Annotated in this window: 15 protein-coding genes and 2 pseudogenes; 10 read left to right on the top strand and 7 right to left on the bottom strand. The window is 55.1% G+C overall.

All coding sequences use genetic code 11. The annotated features are described in order from the left end of the window. Positions 1-124: 124 nt before the first annotated feature. From R5N89_RS14965 to R5N89_RS14955, 3 genes and pseudogenes are all read left to right on the top strand, one after another. Entirely contained in the window at positions 125-1,375 is a 1,251-nt protein-coding gene (locus R5N89_RS14965) for an IS701-like element IS1452 family transposase (RefSeq protein ID WP_354680721.1), read from the top strand. A 179-nt stretch (positions 1,376-1,554) separates the two neighbouring features. Next, positions 1,555-2,312, top strand: a protein-coding gene (locus R5N89_RS14960) for an IS5 family transposase (protein ID WP_110570283.1) whose coding sequence is annotated in 2 segments (ribosomal slippage) — positions 1,555-1,876 and positions 1,876-2,312 — 759 coding nt in all. Because the reading frame shifts where the segments join, the coding sequence is not laid out codon by codon here. A gap of 278 nt (positions 2,313-2,590) precedes the next feature. Then, positions 2,591-3,502 (top strand): annotated as a pseudogene (locus R5N89_RS14955) (chloride channel protein); the annotation flags it as partial. Between the two features lie 7 nt (positions 3,503-3,509). Here R5N89_RS14955 and R5N89_RS14950 read toward each other — a convergent pair. Next, positions 3,510-4,288 (bottom strand): IS5 family transposase gene (locus R5N89_RS14950; RefSeq protein WP_354680725.1). Its coding sequence is split into 2 segments (ribosomal slippage): positions 3,510-3,949 and positions 3,949-4,288, totalling 780 coding nucleotides; the frame shifts between segments, so codons are not numbered across the junction. A gap of 56 nt (positions 4,289-4,344) precedes the next feature. On the opposite strand from R5N89_RS14950, the pseudogene R5N89_RS14945 reads away from it, so the two are divergent. Both R5N89_RS14945 and R5N89_RS14940 read left to right on the top strand, forming a co-directional pair. Continuing rightward, a pseudogene (locus R5N89_RS14945) lies at positions 4,345-4,719 on the top strand (chloride channel protein); the annotation flags it as partial. A gap of 66 nt (positions 4,720-4,785) precedes the next feature. Next, positions 4,786-6,108, top strand: a complete 1,323-nt coding sequence (locus R5N89_RS14940) for a ClC family H(+)/Cl(-) exchange transporter (RefSeq protein ID WP_048852399.1) — start codon at positions 4,786-4,788, stop codon at positions 6,106-6,108. A gap of 45 nt (positions 6,109-6,153) precedes the next feature. Here the strand turns inward: R5N89_RS14940 and R5N89_RS14935 are convergent, their stop codons facing one another. After that, complete coding sequence (locus R5N89_RS14935; protein WP_010512265.1) at positions 6,154-7,416, bottom strand: sodium:proton antiporter; 1,263 nt, start codon at positions 7,414-7,416, stop codon at positions 6,154-6,156. A gap of 157 nt (positions 7,417-7,573) precedes the next feature. Here R5N89_RS14935 and R5N89_RS14930 point away from each other — a divergent pair, with 157 nt between their 5' ends. Together R5N89_RS14930 and R5N89_RS14925 are read left to right on the top strand one after the other, a co-directional pair. After that, entirely contained in the window at positions 7,574-8,851 is a 1,278-nt protein-coding gene (locus R5N89_RS14930; RefSeq protein ID WP_014106948.1) for a hypothetical protein, read from the top strand. Positions 8,852-9,173: 322 nt separating this feature from the next. Further along, positions 9,174-9,980, top strand: coding sequence for a helix-turn-helix domain-containing protein (locus tag R5N89_RS14925; RefSeq protein WP_244192299.1), 807 nt, complete (start codon positions 9,174-9,176; stop codon positions 9,978-9,980). A gap of 206 nt (positions 9,981-10,186) precedes the next feature. Here the strand turns inward: R5N89_RS14925 and R5N89_RS14920 are convergent, their stop codons facing one another. Both R5N89_RS14920 and R5N89_RS14915 read right to left on the bottom strand, forming a co-directional pair. Further along, entirely contained in the window at positions 10,187-11,275 is a 1,089-nt protein-coding gene (locus R5N89_RS14920; protein WP_110570180.1) for an AbrB family transcriptional regulator, read from the bottom strand. 3 nt (positions 11,276-11,278) lie between these two features. Continuing rightward, on the bottom strand, positions 11,279-11,848 hold the full coding sequence (locus R5N89_RS14915) for a hydrolase (RefSeq protein WP_053323976.1): 570 nt from the start codon (positions 11,846-11,848) through the stop codon (positions 11,279-11,281). Between the two features lie 239 nt (positions 11,849-12,087). Here R5N89_RS14915 and R5N89_RS14910 point away from each other — a divergent pair, with 239 nt between their 5' ends. Further along, entirely contained in the window at positions 12,088-12,579 is a 492-nt protein-coding gene (locus tag R5N89_RS14910; protein ID WP_244192300.1) for a TetR/AcrR family transcriptional regulator, read from the top strand. Positions 12,580-12,729: 150 nt separating this feature from the next. Here the strand turns inward: R5N89_RS14910 and R5N89_RS14905 are convergent, their stop codons facing one another. From R5N89_RS14905 to R5N89_RS14895, 3 genes are all read right to left on the bottom strand, one after another. Then, positions 12,730-13,623, bottom strand: a complete 894-nt coding sequence (locus R5N89_RS14905) for an alpha/beta fold hydrolase (protein WP_110570181.1) — start codon at positions 13,621-13,623, stop codon at positions 12,730-12,732. Between the two features lie 550 nt (positions 13,624-14,173). Then, on the bottom strand, positions 14,174-15,208 hold the full coding sequence (locus tag R5N89_RS14900) for a ParB/RepB/Spo0J family partition protein (RefSeq protein WP_029336065.1): 1,035 nt from the start codon (positions 15,206-15,208) through the stop codon (positions 14,174-14,176). A gap of 165 nt (positions 15,209-15,373) precedes the next feature. After that, the gene (locus R5N89_RS14895; protein ID WP_010512186.1) at positions 15,374-16,576 is read right to left on the bottom strand and encodes an AAA family ATPase; all 1,203 of its coding nucleotides are present in this window, start codon (positions 16,574-16,576) and stop codon (positions 15,374-15,376) included. 1,303 nt (positions 16,577-17,879) lie between these two features. Here R5N89_RS14895 and R5N89_RS14890 point away from each other — a divergent pair. Further along, the gene (locus tag R5N89_RS14890; RefSeq protein ID WP_039795125.1) at positions 17,880-18,917 is read left to right on the top strand and encodes a replication initiation protein; all 1,038 of its coding nucleotides are present in this window, start codon (positions 17,880-17,882) and stop codon (positions 18,915-18,917) included. A 133-nt stretch (positions 18,918-19,050) separates the two neighbouring features. After that, on the top strand, positions 19,051-20,394 hold the full coding sequence (locus tag R5N89_RS14885; RefSeq protein ID WP_354680720.1) for an IS1182 family transposase: 1,344 nt from the start codon (positions 19,051-19,053) through the stop codon (positions 20,392-20,394). Positions 20,395-20,653: the final 259 nt, after the last annotated feature.

The following is a 20,653-nucleotide window of genomic DNA, read 5'->3' as shown; positions in this document are numbered from 1 at the left end:
GCGATGCTTTGGATCCCTATATTGCTGGTCGCACGGCGTTACGTGGTCGTGGCGCTGCCATGACGTATCTGTCCCCTAGCACTACAGTTGCATTTTGTGTTGAGTTCTGAATCTATGGGTAACCATGATTCAGGATATGATGAGTGGCGGTACGTCTGTTGAAGAGACGCTGGAATTATGGGCGCGCTCGCTTCGGTCCGCCAAGGATCGGATGGCGCCGCTGTTCACGCAAAAACGTGTCGTAGATTCGGCCTGTGCTTTTCTTGATGTTTTGATTGGCAATGAACCACGCAAGACGGGATGGATGCGAGCGGAAGCCGCAGGAGATCCTGGTCCATGGCGGCAGCAGGCGCTTCTGGGACGCGGGCACTGGGATGCCGATGCCCTTCGTGACGTCGTCAGGGATTATGTGATTGAGCATCTGGGCACTGAAGAGGGCGTGCTGGTCATTGATGAGACCGGTTTTCTGAAGAAGGGTCAGGCGTCCTGCGGTGTGGGGCGGCAGTATACGGGATCTGCCGGCAAGATCACGAACTGCCAGATTGGTGTGTTTGGCGCTTATGTTTCGGAACGGGGGCATGCCTTTATTGACCGCGCCCTGTATCTCCCGAAAGACTGGACATCAAAGCCTGAGCGTCTGAAGCGGGCCCACGTTCCCGATGACGTGGTGTTTGCAACCAAACCGGCGTTAGCCTCGATGATGATTGAGCGAAGTATTGAGGCCGGTGTGCCGTTCCGCTGGGTTGCAGCAGACAGCATGTATGGCGTGGGCGACGTAGAACGCACGCTTCGCCGGGCAGGAATTGGATATGTGCTTGGGGTCAAGGGCAATCACTGGTTCGGATCATGGGCAACGGAACCGCTGATTGCCGGAGAGGCGAAAGATATTGCAGCAGGACTGCCAGACCAGACCTGGCGTCGTCTGTCAGCGGGGCACGGCACAAAAGGTGAGCGACTTTATGACTGGGCGTATCTTCCGCTTGCTGATCTGGATGCTGAAGAATTTGACTGCCCTATAGCCGGACCATGGACACGTGGCCTGTTGATCCGCCGAAACATCGCTGACGGGGACCTTGCCTATTTTACGACCTGGAGCCCGAAAGAGACAACCACGCAGGAACTGGTGAACGTTGAAGGGACGCGCTGGAGGATCGAAGAAGGGTTCGAGACGGCCAAAAACGAATTTGGTCTTGATCATAACGAGACCCGCTCCTGGCATGGTTGGCATCGGCACGTCTCTCTGGTCATGCTGGCCTATGCCGTCATGGCCAGTGTCCGTTACCAGGCAAACTCACTGAAACCGAAAAAAACACAACTCAGAACACGACAGTCCTTGTCCGCTGGTCCATTCAGGAGATCAGGCGCCTCGTCGTAAAACTTGCACAACGCAGACTACCCGTCTCTCACATCCTCAGATGGTCCGTCTTTCGACGAACGCATCAGGCCAGTGCTATCCGCGCTCACTCACGACACAAAATGCAACTGTAGTGCTAGGCTCAGGACCCATTGATATGATTGCGGAAATCTGATTCAGCCTCTGTGAGGAGACTGAAAATGAGTGACCTGTATTGGTTGACGGAGGAGCAGATGGATCGTCTGCGGCCCTTTTTCCCGAAGAGCCATGGCAAACCTCGCGTTGATGATCGTCGTGTGTTGAGCGGGATCATTTTCGTGAACAGAAATGGTCTGCGCTGGCGTGATGCGCCCCGGGAATACGGTCCACACAAGACGCTCTACAACCGCTGGAAGCGCTGGAGCGCTATGGGGGTATTCATCCGCATGATGGAGGGACTGGCTACTGGCAAGGCAGAGCCTCAGACAATCATGATTGATGCGACCTATTTCAAGGCACATCGCACGGCTTCGAGCCTGCGGTTAAAAAAGGGGGCTCAGGCCGTTTGATCGGGCGGACCAAAGGCGGGATGAATACGAAGCTGCATGCTGTCACCGACCGGAACGGACGTCCGCTCGACTTCTTCATGACAGCAGGTCAGATCAGTGATTATACTGGTGCCGCTGCCCTTCTGGACAGTCTGCCACCAGCCGAATGGATGCTGGCAGACCGGGGCTATGACGCTGACTGGTTCAGAGAGGCCCTGGAGGGGAAAGGGATCAAACCCTGTATTCCTGGTCGAAAATCTCGTGCAAAACCGGTCAAATACGACAAACGGAAATACAAAATACGCCACCGTATCGAGATCATGTTCGGCAGGCTCAAGGACTGGAGACGGGTCGCAACACGCTATGACAGATGCCCGACCGTCTTCTTCTCGGCAGTCTGCCTCGCCGCAACCGTCTTGTTCTGGCTATGAGTCCTGAGCCTACGTAGCAGTCCCATAGATTTTAAGGGTGAATATCAGCCGTCTTCCCGGTATGGGTTCCGAGTGGGCGCATATGAACATATGGTATATGCCTCATTTCCTGCATCACAGTGTGGAACTTCCCTACCGTGGCCGTTTTCCCGACATTGTCATATCGTGGTGCAGTTCCGGCTGGCCGCCAGTCCACTGAAGGTGGAAATCGCTCCAGACGTACCCGTCGCCTTCGTCGCCTGGCTCGTGTCAGAACACTGAAATGGCAGAGAACATTCATGTACTGCTCTGGGGCAGTGCTGATCGGTATTATTTCGGTGATCTTTGCCCATCTGGGAGATGCGGCAGCCGGTCTTCGTTACCGCATTGTCGCCCTGAATGCCTGGTCTATGCTTCTGATTGCACCACTTGGAATGATCACCATTACCTGGTTGACGCGCCTACTGTTCAATGGTGCCCAAGGCTCCGGCATTCCCCAGACAATCGCAACATTGCACATGCATAATTTCATGCTGGTGGACAAAATTCTGACATTGCGCATTGCGCTAGGCAAGGTCCTGATGACTTGCCTCGGGCTGATCTGCGGTGCATCGATTGGTCGCGAAGGACCCAGCGTTCAGATCGGGGCATCCATCATGCACGCTTTCTCGCGGGCCATGCGTCAGCACAACGATGTCACCCGGCATGGCATGATCCTGGCAGGTGGGGCCGCAGGCATGGCGGCGGCTTTCAATACACCTCTCGCAGGCGTTGTTTTCGCCATTGAGGAACTTGCCCACTCCTTTGAACAGAAATCGTCGGGCCGGACACTGACCGTCATCATCTTTTCCGGGATTACCGCAATCGCCCTCCTGGGAAATTATACATATTTTGGTCGTGCCAATACCTCTATCCCCGTCGGTGTCGCGTGGCTGGCTGTTCTGGTATGTGGCGTGAGTGGTGGCTTGGCGGGCGGCCTTTTCGCGCGTTGTGTCATTCGCCTCTCCAAGGGACTGCCAGGATCACTTCGCCCATTTGCGGCACGTTTCCCTCTCGGTTTTGCCGCTTTATGTGGTCTGCTTCTGGCCCTGATCGGCCTAGTCTCTGACGGGGCGACCTATGGTACGGGCTATCTCCAGGCGCGAGGAATCATAGACGGCACCCTCCATTATCCAGCCTCCTTCTTTTTCCTGAAATACCTCTCCATACTAGGGCCTGTTAGGCCTTGATATAGTCTGCTGTAGCCGCGATGAGGATGACAGAGAGAAAGGACGCGGCTTTCTTTTCGTATCGGGTCGCGACAGCCCGCCACTCCTTGAGCCTTGCCCACAGGTTTTCGACCAGGTGCCGGTGTCTGTAAGCCCATCTGGGACAGGCGACTTCTGGATCATTCCTCCTTGGCGGGATGACAGGACGAGATCCACGGTTCCAAAGATCTTCACGGAATTTATTTGAAGCATACCCACGATCGCAAACGACATAGATTGGTGGGTGTGGCAGAGCGTCAAGCAGGGCGTAGGCACACGGCAGTTCGTGCGCCTGTCCGGGTGACAGCGTGAAGGACAGTGCCCTGCCATGACTGTCCGCAGCTACACAGACCTTGGTGCCAAATCCTCCACGTGAGCGGCCAAGAGCCTCACGATCCTTTCGGCGTTCTCTGTGCCCCCTTTTTTAGCCGCTCCGGCTGCCTTGTGATGGGCACGGATCGTCGTGCCATCGAGAAAGACCATGCCGAGGGCCTGATCCCTGTCTTTGACCTTTTCAAAGAGGCGCTCCCACACCCCAAGCTTCGACCAGCGAATGAACAACTGTGCGGCAATCCACCAGGGACCAAACTCAGATGGCAGGGCGCGCCACTTCGCGCCGTTTTGATGGCGCCAGAAAATCGCGGATATCGTCCGTCGAAGATTCTTCGGCGGGGTCTTGCCCTTCGGGCGGACCTCCTCGATCAAAGGCTCCCAGACGGACCATGCGGTATCGGAAAAAACAGACTGCATCATGCTCATCATAAACAGCTATGCAGTCCGTTCTGTCATTCAAGGTCTAACAGGCCCTAATCACCTTTTGTTCTGGCATACCTGGCGGCATGTTTGCACCGTCCCTAGCTATCGGTGCTGGCATGGGCGGGTGGATCGGACAGTTCCTACCCCATACCTCTCCAGGTGCTGTCGTTCTGCTTGGGATGGCGGCATATTTCTGTGGCGTTGCCCAATCTCCGCTCACAGCGACGATCATCGTGATGGAGATATGCGATAACCAGCAGGTCACGCTGGCGCTTCTGGCAACCGCATTTCTGGCGTTCGGAGTGTCGCGAATGATCTGCCCCCATCCACTATATTCCGTCCTTGCTACAGGTTTCATGGAAAAGACCGAGCAGAAGGAGATTCAGAAAAAAACTGCTCCGAGCCCGGAAACGGGTCCCTCATGAACAGCGACCCGGATCGCAGATGTCGCATTCGAAGCCGGGGAACCTCAGTCAACGAAAGAAGACGCCGTGCTACAGCAGGTGCCAGATAGAACACCGCACTCAGAACGAACCGACAGTTCCTGCAGTCTGGTTTTCCTCGCGTCAGCGTCAATCCTGATCGGTATCGCAACCGGTACGATCTGCGGAACCTTTCGCCTGTTTCTGGAGTGGCTGGAATTCACGCGAACGGAGATGGCCCCTCGGTTTCTGCATGGTTCGCCGTGGGGAGGCTTCTTTCTGGTCGTCGGCGTTGCCCTGGCAGCTCTGACAGCTGTAGAAATGGTACGCCGCCTTGCACCGCTGGCGGCAGGCAGCGGCATTCCTCATGTCGAAGCCGTGCTATCGGGCATTACCGGCCCGGCGTCATGGCCACTCATCCCGGTCAAATTCGTCGGCGGTCTACTGGCGATTGGGAGTGGTCTGGCCCTGGGACGCGAAGGGCCTAGCGTACAGATGGGAGCCGCAGTAGCCGATGCGATCGCACGACGGCTCTCACTGGGACGTGCAGACTGCCGTGCCCTTCTTGCCGCTGGCGCGGGAGCAGGTCTTGCAACGGCCTTCAATGCGCCAGCCGCAGGTGCCGTTTTTGTCCTGGAAGAACTGGTGGGCCAATTTGAGGCGAGAATGGTCTGCGCAGCGCTCGGAGCGTCCATCTCAGCCATTATGTTCAGTCGTGGCATTCTAGGCAGTCAGCCCGATTTCATCGCATCTTATCCGGTTCTACCTACAGCAGTTGCGAAGCAGTTATTCTTTGTCATGACTGGTCTCATGACAGGCCTACTGGCAGTCGGATACAACCGAACAATTCTTGCAGCACTGCGCCTTGCCGACCGTCTGCCTGTCAGCATATACACCAGAGCCACCCTAATCGGCGGACTGGCCGGACTTGTCGTATGGCTTGATCCCCATCTGGCGGGTGGAGGCGACTGGATCACCCAGGCCGCAATAAGTAATACGATAAACTGGCATCTTATTCCCCTCCTGTTCGTTTTCCGCTTGGTATTCGGGGCAGTTTCCTATGCTGCCGCGACACCTGGCGGATTATTCGCGCCTATGCTTGCCTTGGGGGCACTATCAGGGTTGGCCTGCAGCTTTGTCGCACAAATACTGAGCCCGGACACAGCACTGGCGACTGCGCCGTTCGTGATTGTTGGCATGGCTTCAATGTTCGCAGGATCCGTTCGATCACCCGTGACGGGCATTATCCTCGTCATGGAAATGACTGGATCATCCGATCTTGTATTACCGCTCCTGTGCGGAAGCTTCTCAGCAATGGTGGTGGCAGGTGCATGCGGAGATACCCCGATCTACGAGGCCTTACGACTTAGGGCAGCAGTCGGCAGACGCTGACTGATTGACCTACAGGCATTTTGTCGCCGCATGTTTCATGAGAAATCATTCTGGCCCGGATGTTGATGATGGGTAAAGCCTGCGGACGACCCATTCCATGGTCAGTCCCTGTACGATGGTGGTAAACACCACCACACCGTAACAGACAGGCAGCAACAGATTGCGCAATTCACCTGGAGGCAATCCAAGCGCCAGTGAGACCGAGATGCCACCGCGCAAACCACCCCAGGTCAGGATACCAAGAACACGGCCCCGTTCCCATTGTCTGAGATGAATCGGAAGAGTGGAGAACAACACGCTCAGTGCGCGCACGACAATAGACAGCGGAATCACCATGAGCGTCGCCATCATGGTAAACAGACGCGGCGTGATCTCCAGAATTTCAAAACCGATAAGCATGAATAGCAGGACATTCAGCACTTCGTCCATAAGGGTCCACGCGACATCGAGGTTCTGGCGGGATGCTTCATCGAAAACGGAATCGCTATAGCTGGTTCCAAAACACAATCCAGCCACGACGACAGCTATCGCGCCTGACATGCCAAGATGGCTGGCGATACTGAAGGTTCCGGTCGCTAGGGCCAATGACGTCAGCAGATCGATATGCGGATTCCGTTGCTCCTTGAGTACACGCAGCGCGATCCATCCGGTCATGGCACCTAACAGACCACCACCAAGCGCCTCACGGCAAAAGCTGAGCACAATCGCAGAAGCGGCCAGACCCTGACTGTCTCCGGTCGCCAACCCGATCGTCACACCAAAAATAACAACTCCCACACCGTCATTGAACAGACTCTCGCCCGCGAAAACTGCCTGAAGTGGTCCCGGAAGTCGCAGACGCTTCAGCATGCCCACGACCGAAACCGGATCTGTGGGTGCGAGAATCGCACCGAGCACGATGCACCATGAAAACGGAACGGCATGGCCCATCAGGGGCAAAATACTCCAGACTGCACCCGCCAGAAGGACCACAGCCAACACCGTTCCAAGGACAGAGAGGGCTGTCACGGACATCAATTTGGCACGCAGGTGCCCGACATCAACCTGCATGGCTCCCGCAAAGAGAAGAAGTGATAGCACACCGTTCAGAAGCGCTACGGGTAGATTGATGATCCCCAGCATAGACCGCGACAGAGCCTGCAGATCATAGTCCGGAATCAGCAGGTTCAAAGCCACAACCAGCAGGGATGCCAGCAGCGAAAAGATCAGGACACCGATTGTCGCTGGAACGCGAAACGTGTGGTGATTGAGAATGCTAAAGGCTGCGGCGAGCACGAAAAGCAGGGCAATAAGGCTGATAGTATCCATTATATGATCGCTGGCCCTTCTGATGTTTTGCGTCAAGGAAAACCGGCGTCGGCACCCTAAGCGAAATGCCGGCCACTATGCGAGACCCGGCAGGTGTTGACCTATATCCCTGTTACAATCAGTATCTGGGGAGAACGGAATGTTAGTTTGCGGGTAAATGACAGACCTCATTCGAGACCTTATCCTTCGCTGGCGAGATGATCCGGCAGGGACCTATCAGAGTTGGTTCTTGTGGGATGAACGCCTCAAAAACTTCCGGTCTATCCGTCGCGGTCTGCAGCTGGTTGTGGCTGAGATAGCCGCTGGTACATTCGGGGTTGCCTATCGTGGCTCCTCCTTGGAAACAGTTGTACATTCGATTGCTGAGCAGCGTCAGATTTTCAAGGGTGCGGATCATGCATTCTTGTGGAAACCGAAGTTACGCATTCCCGACATCTACGAAAATCCCGCCAATCAGAAAGCATTTGGGCAGCTTCTCGATACCTGTCTGTGCTGCAATACCGAAGAGCATGTAGTCTCGGCCATTCATGCAATCGACGCCAGGAAGATAAAAGGGCTGGGGCCAGCTGTCGCCAATCTGCTGTATTTCCTGCATCCCACGATCATGCCACCTTTCAATACGGCGATCGTGAAGGGCTATAACGCCCTGACCGGATCAAAGGTGAAGCTGGGGCGATGGGAGGAATATCTTGCCATGCGGCAAGGGATACTAAAGCTGAATGCAACCTATCGTGCGCTGCTTTCCAATGATCTTGGTGCTATCGGAGGACTGCTGTTTGATCTCGGAAGCGGACGTTATACAGCGCCGCCTCTCGAAGATAACGAAACAGCACGAAAACTCTGGGAAGCCGATCTTCACCAGGTTAGGGAGCAGAGCGCAAAAGAGGCCCGAACTCTCGCTGCGGAGCGGGAAACAGATCATACTCATACCGAGATTCAGGGATGGCTTCGTGATCTGGGGCTCTCCTTGGGTTACGATGTCTGGATTGCCGCCAATGATCGCAGCCGTCCATGGCAGGACGGCAAGCTGGGGGATGGTTGCCTGTCGGTATTGCCGGGGTTCACGACGGAAACGCAGGGAGCGGAATCCGTGCGTCTGATCGACGTCTTATGGCTTGACCAGGAAAGCCATAGGATTGTTGCAGCATTCGAGGTTGAGCACTCAACGACCATCTATTCCGGTATCGTGCGGATGCTCGACCTTGCTCTCGGGTCAGCGGCGCAGGCTCTGGAAGGGATGTTCCTTGTCGCGCCGGACAAGCGGGAGATTGATGTGCGGGAACAGTTGAAGCGACCGGCTTTCAGCAGGATTGCTGATCTGAAAGTCCGGTATCTGCCTTATGGAGCACTGGAGAAGGATCGTGAGGCAATCAGGCGTTTTGGCCATGGTCTGAAACCGATACAGAGCATTTCCCATCTTCTGACCCCAGTGTGATATCTGCAGTACATCGCCTGTTCTGACGCAAGTTACGATAAGATTGAAGCGACTGCAGCCCACCCTCGCATTGACCCCTTATCGGTCGTATTAGGCTTCGCCTTATTCGCGGCCGTAACCGCGGCTTTCGCCATCGAATCAGCCTCGCCTGCAGTGATCATGATTGGTATCACGATATGGAGGCTGACATTTGGCGAAGTCACGACGTTGCTCCAAACCGCGCTGGCCGATACGGCCAGGAAGATGCCGGGATGATGATCCGGGCCTTTCCAATCTGGAACTTTAGGGTCGTGAAAGAAAGCCTGTTCCAGACCAACATTTTATGATGCGGATATTCCGTCGGCCGCAACACGAAGATGAAGAGCTTGTCCCGGCTGTGGCCGAACATTTTCTGGTGCGGATCATCTCAGGAGAAGCACAGGTCGAGGAACGCGAACTGACAGGTGAATGGACGAAAAGTGAGGCCGGGTCCGGATCATTTTTCCTGACACAGACCGATGCGCCTTACCTCATGCGCTGGCAGGCTGATCCGGACCGTCCGTTTGAAGTCCTGCATCTTTATCTGGGCCCTACTCTGGTGAACCGCGTCGCCCGATCGTTAGGGCTTAATCCATCACGGCTTTCCATGCGCGCAATTTCCGGTGTTCAGGACGCATTTATCTCTGGCGTTCTGACAGGCCTGACGGCCGAGATCCAGACGACTCATTCGGCCAGTTCTCTATTTGTGAACGGACTTCTGGAAAGTCTGACTGTCCATCTTCTGCGTCATTATGCCCAGACACAGCCTTCGCCCACACCCAGACCCGCACAACTGTCAGCGTGGAAGCTGCGCAAGGCGCTTGATCATATGGAGGCCCATCTCGCCGAACCGTTCGATCTCGATTTTCTGGCCGGGTTGTGCGGGATGAGCCGGTTTCATTTCAGCCGGTCATTTCACAACACCATGGGGCAAAGCCCATCACGCTGGTTTATCCAGCGGCGTGTGGACCATGCGAAGGAGCTTCTGTCACAGACCAACAGGTCCATCATCGAGATCGCCCTGACCAGCGGCTATGAGAGTGCGAGCCATTTTGCACAGATGTTTCGCAGAGAAACCGGCATCAGTCCACGCGACTACAGGAAGCTATGACATCATCGGAATGGATATGACCGTCAAACGGGGATACAGCGAAAGAAGATGCTGCGCGCCAGACACGCGGGGTAAATGACTGCACCCTGATGGTCAAATCGCTGCTCCCGCCATCGACCAAAATTGTCGTCACGCCTCAGCGCGAGCGGGTTTGCAAGGGCGGGATCTGTCGCATTGGTCTTCAGCAAGCCCCTCCTCCTTTTCGCCTATTTCCCGTGTATTTCTTGCGACACATCGCGCTGCCCTTTTCCCGACGATCTGCGGGACAGAAAACGCGCCAGACCTGGCCCGGTGACCAGAACACAGAAAAATCGGGCGACCTGCATGGCAATGACGAAAGGCATGTCCACTTTTGTGGTCGAGGCGATAATGGAGACGGAATCAGCTCCACCAGGGCTGGTTGCAAGATAAGCCGTCAGCAGATCCACATGCGCCAGCCGGGCAAGTATCAATGCAAAGCCGCCACACACCGCAATCAGCGCGAGGATGGAACCCAGCACACGTGGAAAGACACGTCCGGCATAAGCCAGCACATCTGGCGTAAACCGCATGCCGATGCCCCACCCGACCAGGGCATAGGCCGCGACCAGCAGAAGATGCGGCTGTTCGATCGGCAGATGGGCGCCGAGCCTTGCGGCCATCCCGATCCCCATCGGCACAAGCAGTCCCCCGGCCGGCACGCGCAGACGGGTGCCCAGGGCGCTCCCTGCCAGCGCGATCACCAGCGCCAGTAAAGTCCCCTGCCATGAGAGGGTCTGTGCCACGACCAGCGGGGCGGACGGCGTTCCGGCCACACGCGCAATAACCGCCGCAATGACGGCGCAGCAGGCCACGCGCAGATATTGCATGAAGGCGACGAGCCGCATATCCGCTCCATATGATTCCGCCATCAGCGTCATGACCGTGGCCGCACCGGGTGACGAACCCCAGATCGCGGTATTGCCAGGTAGCAGGCGCGAACGTGTCAGCAGCCAGCCGAGAAGGGCTGCCGCAGACAGGGTAGAAAACGTACCGGCGACAAAGACCGGCCAGCTGGCTGCCATTTCGTGAAAGATCGAGGCTGAAAGATAGCTGGCGATCATGACCCCGACCACGCCCTGTGCGCCAAGAAAGGCCCAGCGGGGAATACGGACCGCACTACCCCGTGTGGCCAGTACGACCGCCGCCCCCAGTGGTCCCAGCAGCGGCGCGGCCGGCAGGCGTAAGACGGCCAGAAGCGTACCGAAAACCAGCGAAAGCAGTGCCAGTACGCCCCATCGCCCGGCCACCAGCCATGTGGACGGCCCTACCCTCACCGCCTAACCGCCAAACACGATTGTATCGGAAGGCAGCACGCGTGCAATCCGCGGGAGGATCGAGCGGATGGAGACATCATGAAGGTCTGCTGACAGGCTGGTGCAGAGATCCTCGGCGATGACGATATGGTAGCCAAGTTCCCAGCCGTGCCGTGCGGTGGATTCAACCCCGAAATTCGTAGCAATACCGCCCAGCACGACCGTCCGGATGCCCCGCCTGCGGAATTGCAGGTCAAGTTCCGTGCCGGTAAATGCCCCCCACTGATGTTTGGTGATGACGATATCGCCGGGTGCTGCCAGCCCATCGGCCAGGTGCGCCCAGTCCGTTGGCAGGCCGCCTTCCGGCGGGCTTAAGGGCTGGTCGGCCAGACCGGGTGGCGCGTCGGCAAAGTCGGGTGCAAACGCGACCCGGACCATTACGACCGTAGCACCGGCATCCCGGAAGCGGGCAGCAAGCGATTTACCGCTCTCCAGCACCTGCGACGATGGCCGCGGGGCGGTTGGCAGGGCAAGTATGCCATTCTGCAGGTCAATGAGGACAAGGGCGGTGGTTCGCGGGTCAAATCTGTTCACGGATCTGCGCCTTCCGGGATCTGAATACATGGTCGGGTCAAACATCGACCGGCATTGGAAAATCGGTTATGCGAGGACTGTCTCGCATAAAGGAAAGTTGAGGGTACCCTCGCATTATGTCAAGCCCGCCCCGTTCATCACCACTCGCGCCCAAGCGGCAGCGCGGACGCGACCGCGTTGAAGCGATCCTCGCAGCTGCAACAACGGTCTTTGGCGAGAAGTCATACGAGGCGGCGACCATGACCGAGATCGCTGCCCGCGCCAGCACAGCAATCGGTTCGCTCTACCGTTTTTTTCCGACCAAGGACGTGCTGGCCGCCGCAGTGCTCGAACGCTACGGCGCGCGGCTCCTGCATGCCCTGGATGAGTTGGTCGACCGCGATCCGCCGCTGTCGCCACGTGACGCGGCGCAAGGACTGCTGGATATCATCCAGCGTCTGCGGACGGAACGTTCAGTCGTCCTTTCCCTGCTCGACAGCGGGATTACCCTACCAGATGGGACAGGAACGCTCCGCAAGGCACTGATCGGGCGCATGAGCCAGTTGTTGTCACGGCTGGGTGGTTCTCCGGGACCACATGACGAACGGGCCGTGATGCTGCTGCATCTGGTCAAGGCGATCTTTGCCCTGCCACAGGATCATTCGCTCCCCCGCCCGGCCCAGGATAAGGAAGCCATTACGATGCTACGGCTCTATCTGGAGCATGCTGCCGCTTCCCGCCGATCCGGGTGAGAAGTCGCTCCGTAACCTCTGAATCCGCACACAACCAATCGGTATCTCCAGCGATCGCGTCATCTGAATCGAACGGGTCTGCTTTTCAAAGCATAACTGACTATAATGCGGTGAAAATCGCGCTTTGACTCTCCAACTGTTTCGCGAAGGTCAGAGAAACGCATCAAGCCAATGCAACAGTTCTACCGGAGCTTCCTCCTGCGGACTATGACCACAGTCGATCGCGTATCCCCGCACGTCCACGGCTTTTTCGCGCCATGTCTCGACAACATCATATAACGCGCCCACGGTGCCACGTGCGCCCCACAGAGCCAGTAATGGGGCCTCAATCCGCTTGTCTGCATCAGCTGCATCATGGACGAGGTCGATGCCTGCTGCAGCGCGGTAGTCTTCGCACGCTGCATGGCGCATTGCCGGGTCGGCGTAGCATCGACGATATTCGGCCATGACACGCGGATCGACCGATCCTGGTATCTTGATCTGTCCTGCAATGTGGCTTTCGAGAAAAAAGTCTGGATCCCCACTGATCAGCCTTTCAGGCAAGGGGGCGGCCTGGATCAGAAAAAACCACCAGAAATAGCGTCGGGCGAATTCCATATTGGTCCGGGCATACATCGTTGCTGTCGGTGCGATATCGATCAGCACCAGTTTTTCCACCGCTTGCGGTGCATCCAGCGCCATGCGGTGCGCCACCCGTCCGCCCCGGTCATGCCCGACAACCATGAACCGTTCAAATCCAAGCTGGTGCATGACGCCAACCAGATCAGCTGCCATGGCCCGCTTGGAATAGTTGGCGTGATCCGTCCCACCTTCAGGCTTGGCGCTATCACCATAACCCCGCAGATCTGGGGCCACGATGGTAAAACGTTTCGCCAGTGCGGGCGCAACCTTATGCCAGGTCAGATGCATCTGCGGATGACCATGCAGCATGAGCAGCGGCGGTCCGTTTCCGCCGGTAGCCGTGCGGATCCGCACGCCATTCACCTCGATATCCCGCCAGCTAAAGCCCGGCAATAGATCGAGGAATTTCCTGATTGCGGTCATGCTTTCACCTGCATTCGTCCAGTGGCACACAGCAAAAAAGCAGAATATCAGGAAACCAGTATTTCCCCTGATGAAGACCTGTTGATGACCAATCCGCAGACGACGCAATGACTTTCGAAGCCGCAGGCATCTCTGGCTATGCATCGAGAACGCGGCTGATATCGTCATGGGCCGCTGTGCCCATTAACTACTAATCAGTCCAATGAGTAGTCGGCCTACCAAAAACAAAAAGGACGGTCAGCAAAAAATACTCTAACCAGCAGTGATTGCAGAACCGTTGGTATGGCGATGACATCACGTTTACAGTCATCAGTTACACAAGCAAGACCGTCCTATCGACACGCAGTGCCTCCATGAGCTACATGCCCAGCCTGCTTGCTCTGAAATCGCTTAGTCCTCTCAAACGCGCCCCAGCACGTATTTCGGACACAAGGCACATACATTCGTGCAATGGTGACCCAGCATTACCACTCAGACCCAGCACCGGTAATTCACGCAGAAACAAATCTGATACGCTGACTGCTGCAGGTTACGCATCCTAAGCAAAAGTTCATTCTTGAACGGGCCAGTAGCGATCCGTCAGCAGTTTAACTGCCTCCTCCATCTCTTCGCGAGAACGTAGTTCCGCCAGCATGAAAGTGACCTGCAAACGCTTAGGCGACTTCGCATCTATTTTTACAATTTCTTTGCCATCCGTATCGCGAGTGATAGCAACGGCGCCACGTTTAGGCGAGCGCGCGCTGCCGCGACGTAGATGTCCCAGTTCCGTTGCTACCGCATTCTCGAGTTCGCGAGCCACTGCGGCAGGTTCCACAAGGTAGTTCTGATCTTTGCTTCGCAACGCAGCAATACGTTCAGCAGCCTCGTAGACCACTTCGCGTGATGCACTTTCTTTAATAAGGGGCTTTATCTGCATCACATGCTTAAGCCGAATATCATGCGGGCTAACAAATGCCCGAGTGACTGCTTCAGGCAATCTAGCAAGGTCGAGGTACCGGCTTAACCATGCTTCAGAGACGTTCAACCGATCTGCCATCGTTTTTTGGCGACCATGATAGTACCGATCAAGACCCAACAAGTAATCCTTTGCACGCTCGTAATCGGTAAGATCCTCACGCGCCCTATTTTCTAGGTCCGCAATACGGAAGGCTTCCTCGTCCTCCATTTCACGAGGCTCAACAAGGAACTTAATGTCACGATAATTATTGGCGTTAAGCCACGAAACAGACCAATGCCGGCGTGCACCACAGATCACTTCGAAATCAAAATCTGGGTTGTTGGTCAATCGCCGAACGATGGCCGGAACCTCTTGGCGTCCCTGCGCACGAATGCTTTCGATAAGTTCGCGACAGTTTTCATAAGACAACGCGGCGTAATCACGATTATGACCCTCCCACATTTTGCATCGTGCAGGGTCAATAAACTCGTGAGTACGAGTAACAACTTTACCGCTAGCAACTTCTGCTAATCGGTTAGTACGATCATTAATGATTGACCGATTTGGACGAGACTGGCCTTGTCTACCGGTTACGCCTGAAATTGCAGCTGTTAACCCGTCCGCAAAAGCCCTGTTTTTCCCCGACATTTATCCCTCCTTTTTCACATTACTCGACCTGCAAAAAGTTCGAATAATGCTTTGAAAATGCGTGCTTCGCTTCTCGCTCCACCACCAATCCAAAATTGCAACGTTGCAATTTTCAGAAATTGACGATTTGCGAGAGTTCAATGAACCGCCACCTCCAAGAAAAAATTACACCAGTCCTTCCTTGCGAAGCCGCTCCTGATGACTAGGCCACATTCCCCGAATATCCGTTTCAAGCTCCTTACAAACTGCGTTCAGATAGGTAAGGCAGCGATCACGAACCGACTTGCTTGTGATCGCTCCTTGCTGTTCGTACACAGTCATGAGTCGAGCTGTGGCATTATCGATTTCAGCAGAATTTTTCAGAGGGGCTCTAACTAGATGATGGCCGAAAATAGCCTGCATCAGCTTGATAAGTTCCTTGTGAATCGATTTGTTCTCTTCAACCCGAGAAGCCACGAATTTGAGAAACTCTAGAGAAGGAGCCCTGTCAAACTGCGCTAGCGTCCGCAATGTCTCCTCCAGCATCGACAGGAAGGCCGTCGTTGACGAAAAGTCCATAATTGTCGGGGGCACCGGAACGACCAATGCGTTTGCTGCCCTCAGCACAGAAAGCGAGATTGCTCCCAAGGCAGGAGGAGGATCCATAATTATAACGTCAAAATTTGGCGCTATAGACGCCAGCCCTACCGACAACCGATCCACAAGCCCAGGCTCGCCCTGAGCCATCCGCGCGGCGATTTCATACTCAGATTGAAACAGCCTCAGATTAGACGGTATCAGATATAGACCATCGAAATGCGTAGGTTTGAGCGCGTAGCTCAGTGACGAACGTTCATCGTGCCGCAAAAACGGATAAAGCGTCTCATCCTCAGTAAGGTCTAAATCTGGCACGTAACCAAAGAGCGTTGTTGCTGACGCTTGGCTGTCACAATCGATCAGCGCCACGCGATAGCCTTGGATCGCGAGATATTGCGCAAGGTGAACAGCAACCGTTGATTTCCCGACACCGCCTTTAAAGTTTTGAACAGCTATGATTGCCGGCGGGTCGCCTGGATCACGCCACGGACGCGTGCCAAAGATCCCGCGCATGTCGTTGACCTGTTCAAGCGTATATCCCACACGCCTGTTATTGGCTCCCCGTTCAGGTTTGGGCAGACGACCATCCTTTTCTGCGTCGCGTATGGCTGCAGGCGTCCGGCCTACGAGTTCTGCAGCCTGGCCAATCTGAAATGTCGGTTCTCGTCGCTCGCCGGCTCGCGCGGCAACAGCGCTTTCCCTCAAATTCTCCAGAACTGCCGCGGCTTTATCCGCCAGCCCTTCAACCATTTGGAGACTCGTATATCCGGCTTGCTCGAGATCAGCTGTCATAAATCTTTCTTTCGATAAACGTCCGGCGCACACTAACTTTCGATTTCTGATGGATAATGTCTATCTTTTCGAAAGTCGAGACTTAACTCGATAGCCATCCCCTTTTTTTAATGCCGGCAAAGCGCGACGATCATGTGCCGGATTAGGTAGCGAACATAAAAACCGAAAAGATGAGTGTCCTGACCTCTTGGGGGAGCATGTGATAAGATGTACGAGGTATCCTGACCTTATGGGGGATCCCAATCGGCGCACGTCGCTATCCTGACTTCTTGGGGGGGCAAGGTACAAATGCTTACCCTGACCTCGTGGGGGATATTTGTCCCTGCATCAATGAGAACAGCGGAACACTGAATTCCACCCCTAGCCGAATGCAATAGCTTCCAGTCGAGCATCTCGGTGGCGCTGCCAAAATAAGCAACCACATCAGGCCTTCAGTTACCGAGTCACTTTCGCTTTAATCTTTAGTGAGCTTTTTTTTTCGAAATTTTCTTTGCCACATATTAGAGATTGCAACATTGCAATTTGGGACAAATGCGTTCAGTTGCCTCAGAGACATCGGCATAGTGCTGCGAGCTGGGTTACCCATACCGTCGCTTACTGCCGACCGGGTAGGTCAGTTACTTGTGGAAAAAGGCTAGTAACCTCGCGTTTTTCGCAAGGGAATCCATATACCTTCAAACAATTGCAACGTTGCAATCTACCCACACTGAGCAATCATCCGGCGTGGAACATCGTCATGGCAGCCGCGGCAGCTATGAACGAGATCTAAAAAAGAGACGAAAGCCCGTTAAACTGCGAATCGCACTCATAGATTTCATTAAAAAACACGCGCAAGTCCCATAGATACCGGTTTGCGACCGTCAACATGAAAGTTCTTAAAATAACGTGTGGGCACTTCCCCAAAACTAGCTATCTTAACTGACCGTCCCCCACGAGGTCAGGTTAGATCCCCCACAAGGTCAGGTTACTATCCCCCAAGAGGTCAGGCTAGGTCCCCCACGAGGTCAGGAAATGCTCTAAAAGTCGTTGGTTTTCCTAGTAATTTTTGTCTTGAATCAGAATCACTTGAATAGAATCAGAATCCCCCGCAGCACGCTGCGGCCGTGTTTATAAAAATCTTCATAAGAAATCTTACTTCTCAGCACCATGTACGGCCGCGAGAAGATGCTGAGATGCCCAATTTCCCCTTCACCTGACCTTATTCTCATTCTAAGGTCAGGATACGAATCGTTCGTCCCGTTAGGTGCTGGATAACCCGCCCATGCAATACGCATCCGAAAGTGATGAAGCACCAAAACGCGCCATGCGTGTTGCTCGCGCTCTACAGCATAAGGGTGCCGACGAGTTCGCCAAACCTGGCCACCTTGTAGAGATACGTTTCGTCAGAGGCCAATCGCTAAGCCTGACTGCATCACGTCTACTCGCGTTGATGATCCTTGTAGCCGGTGGCGATGCTTGGAAGCCAGTGGTCCACCGCATGCGCAAAGCAGACATCAGGCGAGGTCACAAAGGTAACGAACGCATAAGTGACATGCTTGAAGAACTGCATGGTACTCTGTTTGCCGAAGACGACATTTCCTGGCGAGGTAAAAAAGCGACGCGACGATTTTCTCTGATTGCCTCTTCAAGGGAAGAGGTTGAAGACACAGAACCTGGAAAAGAAGTCGGTTGGATTGAGTGGGAATTTACTCCTGATGCCCGAAGACTAATCCAAGAGTCTGAGACCTATGCGGTCATGAACCGTACCGCTGTATTGGGTTTTCGTTCGGCTTATGCGCTTAAACTTTACGAAATCGGGGCCTTGCGCGTGAAGAGACGTCAAACCGTGTGGAAAGGTGACGTCATCGCATTTCGTGCTGCTTTAGGGATATCACCTAACGTCTATAAAGACTTTGCTCAGTTACGGCGAAAAGTATTGACCGTTTGCAAGAACGAAATCGACGAACTGGCGCATTTTACGGTCGAGTGGACAGAAATAAGACAAGGAAGAGCAGTAAGAGAACTCGAGATTGTTTTCAGACCTAAGGAAACCCCAAAGGTCATAGATCATCAAACGACTACCCGCGAATTAGAAACACAACGCAATCAAGTAGTACGGCCCGCGGCTGCGAAAAGCGATGGGCAGGTAATGTTCCCAGCCGGTTCTCTCCAGTTTGGAGCCGACCAAGAGATATTCGCTAGAATAGCGCGTTCCTCTGGCGGGGGCTGGGATATCGACCTGATTGCCGATGCATTCCGAGACCATCTCGGTGAGCGACTTGGCAAGCTGCATGGTTCCAAGCTTAAAGCGGCGTGGAAAGGCTTTTGCGAAAGTTATCACAACCGTCGAGGCAATCCGTAAACGTGAGCCGAGAACTCTTCTATAACGCTAAAAATGCGAAATAGGGCGCGACAACGCAGGTCGTCTCTATGTCGATTTAGCAGCCTGTCGGGTTGGGGTACCCTGTGAAGGGGGGCGATTGTAAGGTGGTGTGATGAGCAGCTTCATCCCGTTTGACCGGTCTCAGCCGTATCTTCTGCCTCCTGATCTGAAGTCGTGGCTTCCGGCTGATGATATGGCGCATTTCGTTGTAGCTGCCGTTGAACGGGTTCCGATGAATGCGTTTTGTGTGCCGGTACGCACGGGTGGCAAGGCACAGTACCATCCGCGTTTGATGCTGGCCCTTCTGATCTTCAGCTATGCGAACGGGTTGTTTTCCTCACGCCGGATCGAGCGGGCGACATATCGCGACATCGGGGTGCGCTTCGTGGCGGCGAACCTGCATCCGGATCATGATACGATTGCGACCTTCCGCCGGACGAACCGGACAGCCATTGAAGCTGCATTTGCGCAGGTCCTGCTTCTGGCGCGCGAGACGGGTCTGCTGCGTCTGGGTGTAGTATCGATCGACGGCACGAAAATCGATGCCGACGCTTCGAAATACCGTTCGGTGCGCTACGACCGGATCAGGGCGCTGCGCGAACAGTTGGCTGTGGATATCGCGAAACTGATGGACCAGGCGGAGCACGCGGATGCCACAGACAGCGATCCGCAGGCATTGCCGGAAGAACTCGCCCGACGGGAAACGCTGAAAGCGAAGCTGGACGCAGCCTGCGCCCGGCTGGAAGCTGATGCGAAGGCGCAGGCTGAAACGGCGCGTCCGGCCTACGAGAAGAAGAAAGCCGCTTATGATGCGAAAACAGGGCGTCGTGGCCGGGCGCCGAAACCGCCTGATGAGGAACCGCCACCCGACCGGCAGATCAGCCTGACTGATCCCGACAGCCGCCTCATGCGGCGCTCGGACGCCCATGAATTCCGGCAGGCTTACAATGCCCAGGCCGTCGTCTGCGCCGAAGGCAGCCAGCTGATCGTGACAACCGGCGTTGTCGCCACGTCAGCGGACGCGCCATCTTTTGCCGACACGGTGCTGTCGATGGAAGACACAATCGGTCTCCCGGAGATAGTGCTCGCCGATACCGGTTACGCCAGCGGACAGGCGGTCCGGAAACTGCGGGAAAAGGGCATTGATCCGCTGGTCGCCATTGGGCGGCCCTGTGCCCGCAGGGCTTACGACTTCCGACCCCGGCCCGAAGGAAGGGAGCCACGCCGGATAACCGAACCCTGGCGGCTCGCCATGAAGGACAGACTGGAAACTACAGAAGCCGGAGATCTTTACAGACTACGAAAACAGACCGTGGAACCGGTCTTTGGAATTATCAAAAGCATCATGGGCTTCAGAAGGTTCAGCCTGCGTGGCCTTGCAAAAGTCACGACTGAATGGACACTCGTCGCTCTCGCATATAACTGCAAGAGAATGGCACGGCTTCAAACAGCGTAAGCCGGGTCAGCCTCGGCGTTATCAGCCGCAAAATCCCCAACCCGACAGGCTGTTAGAAGTTTCTCAAAAATTGCAACGTTGCAATTTTCCAGCGACAATCCATTTCAACTATCGGTCGACTGTAAAAATTTAAACGACTGCAACATAGCGATCGGATGTGTGGCTACCCGCTTTTTCGTAAGATTCAAGCTGAACGGGTGGTAAGCCTGCTTCCACAAGAAGAATAAGATTAAGAGATTAGTCCGCAAAATCATTTAGG

This window comes from Komagataeibacter sucrofermentans DSM 15973, from assembly GCF_040581405.1.
Taxonomy (GTDB): Bacteria; Pseudomonadota; Alphaproteobacteria; order Acetobacterales; family Acetobacteraceae; genus Komagataeibacter; species Komagataeibacter sucrofermentans.
The sequence above is the reverse complement of the archived record's forward strand: the minus strand, read 5'-3'. Positions and strand labels throughout refer to the sequence as shown.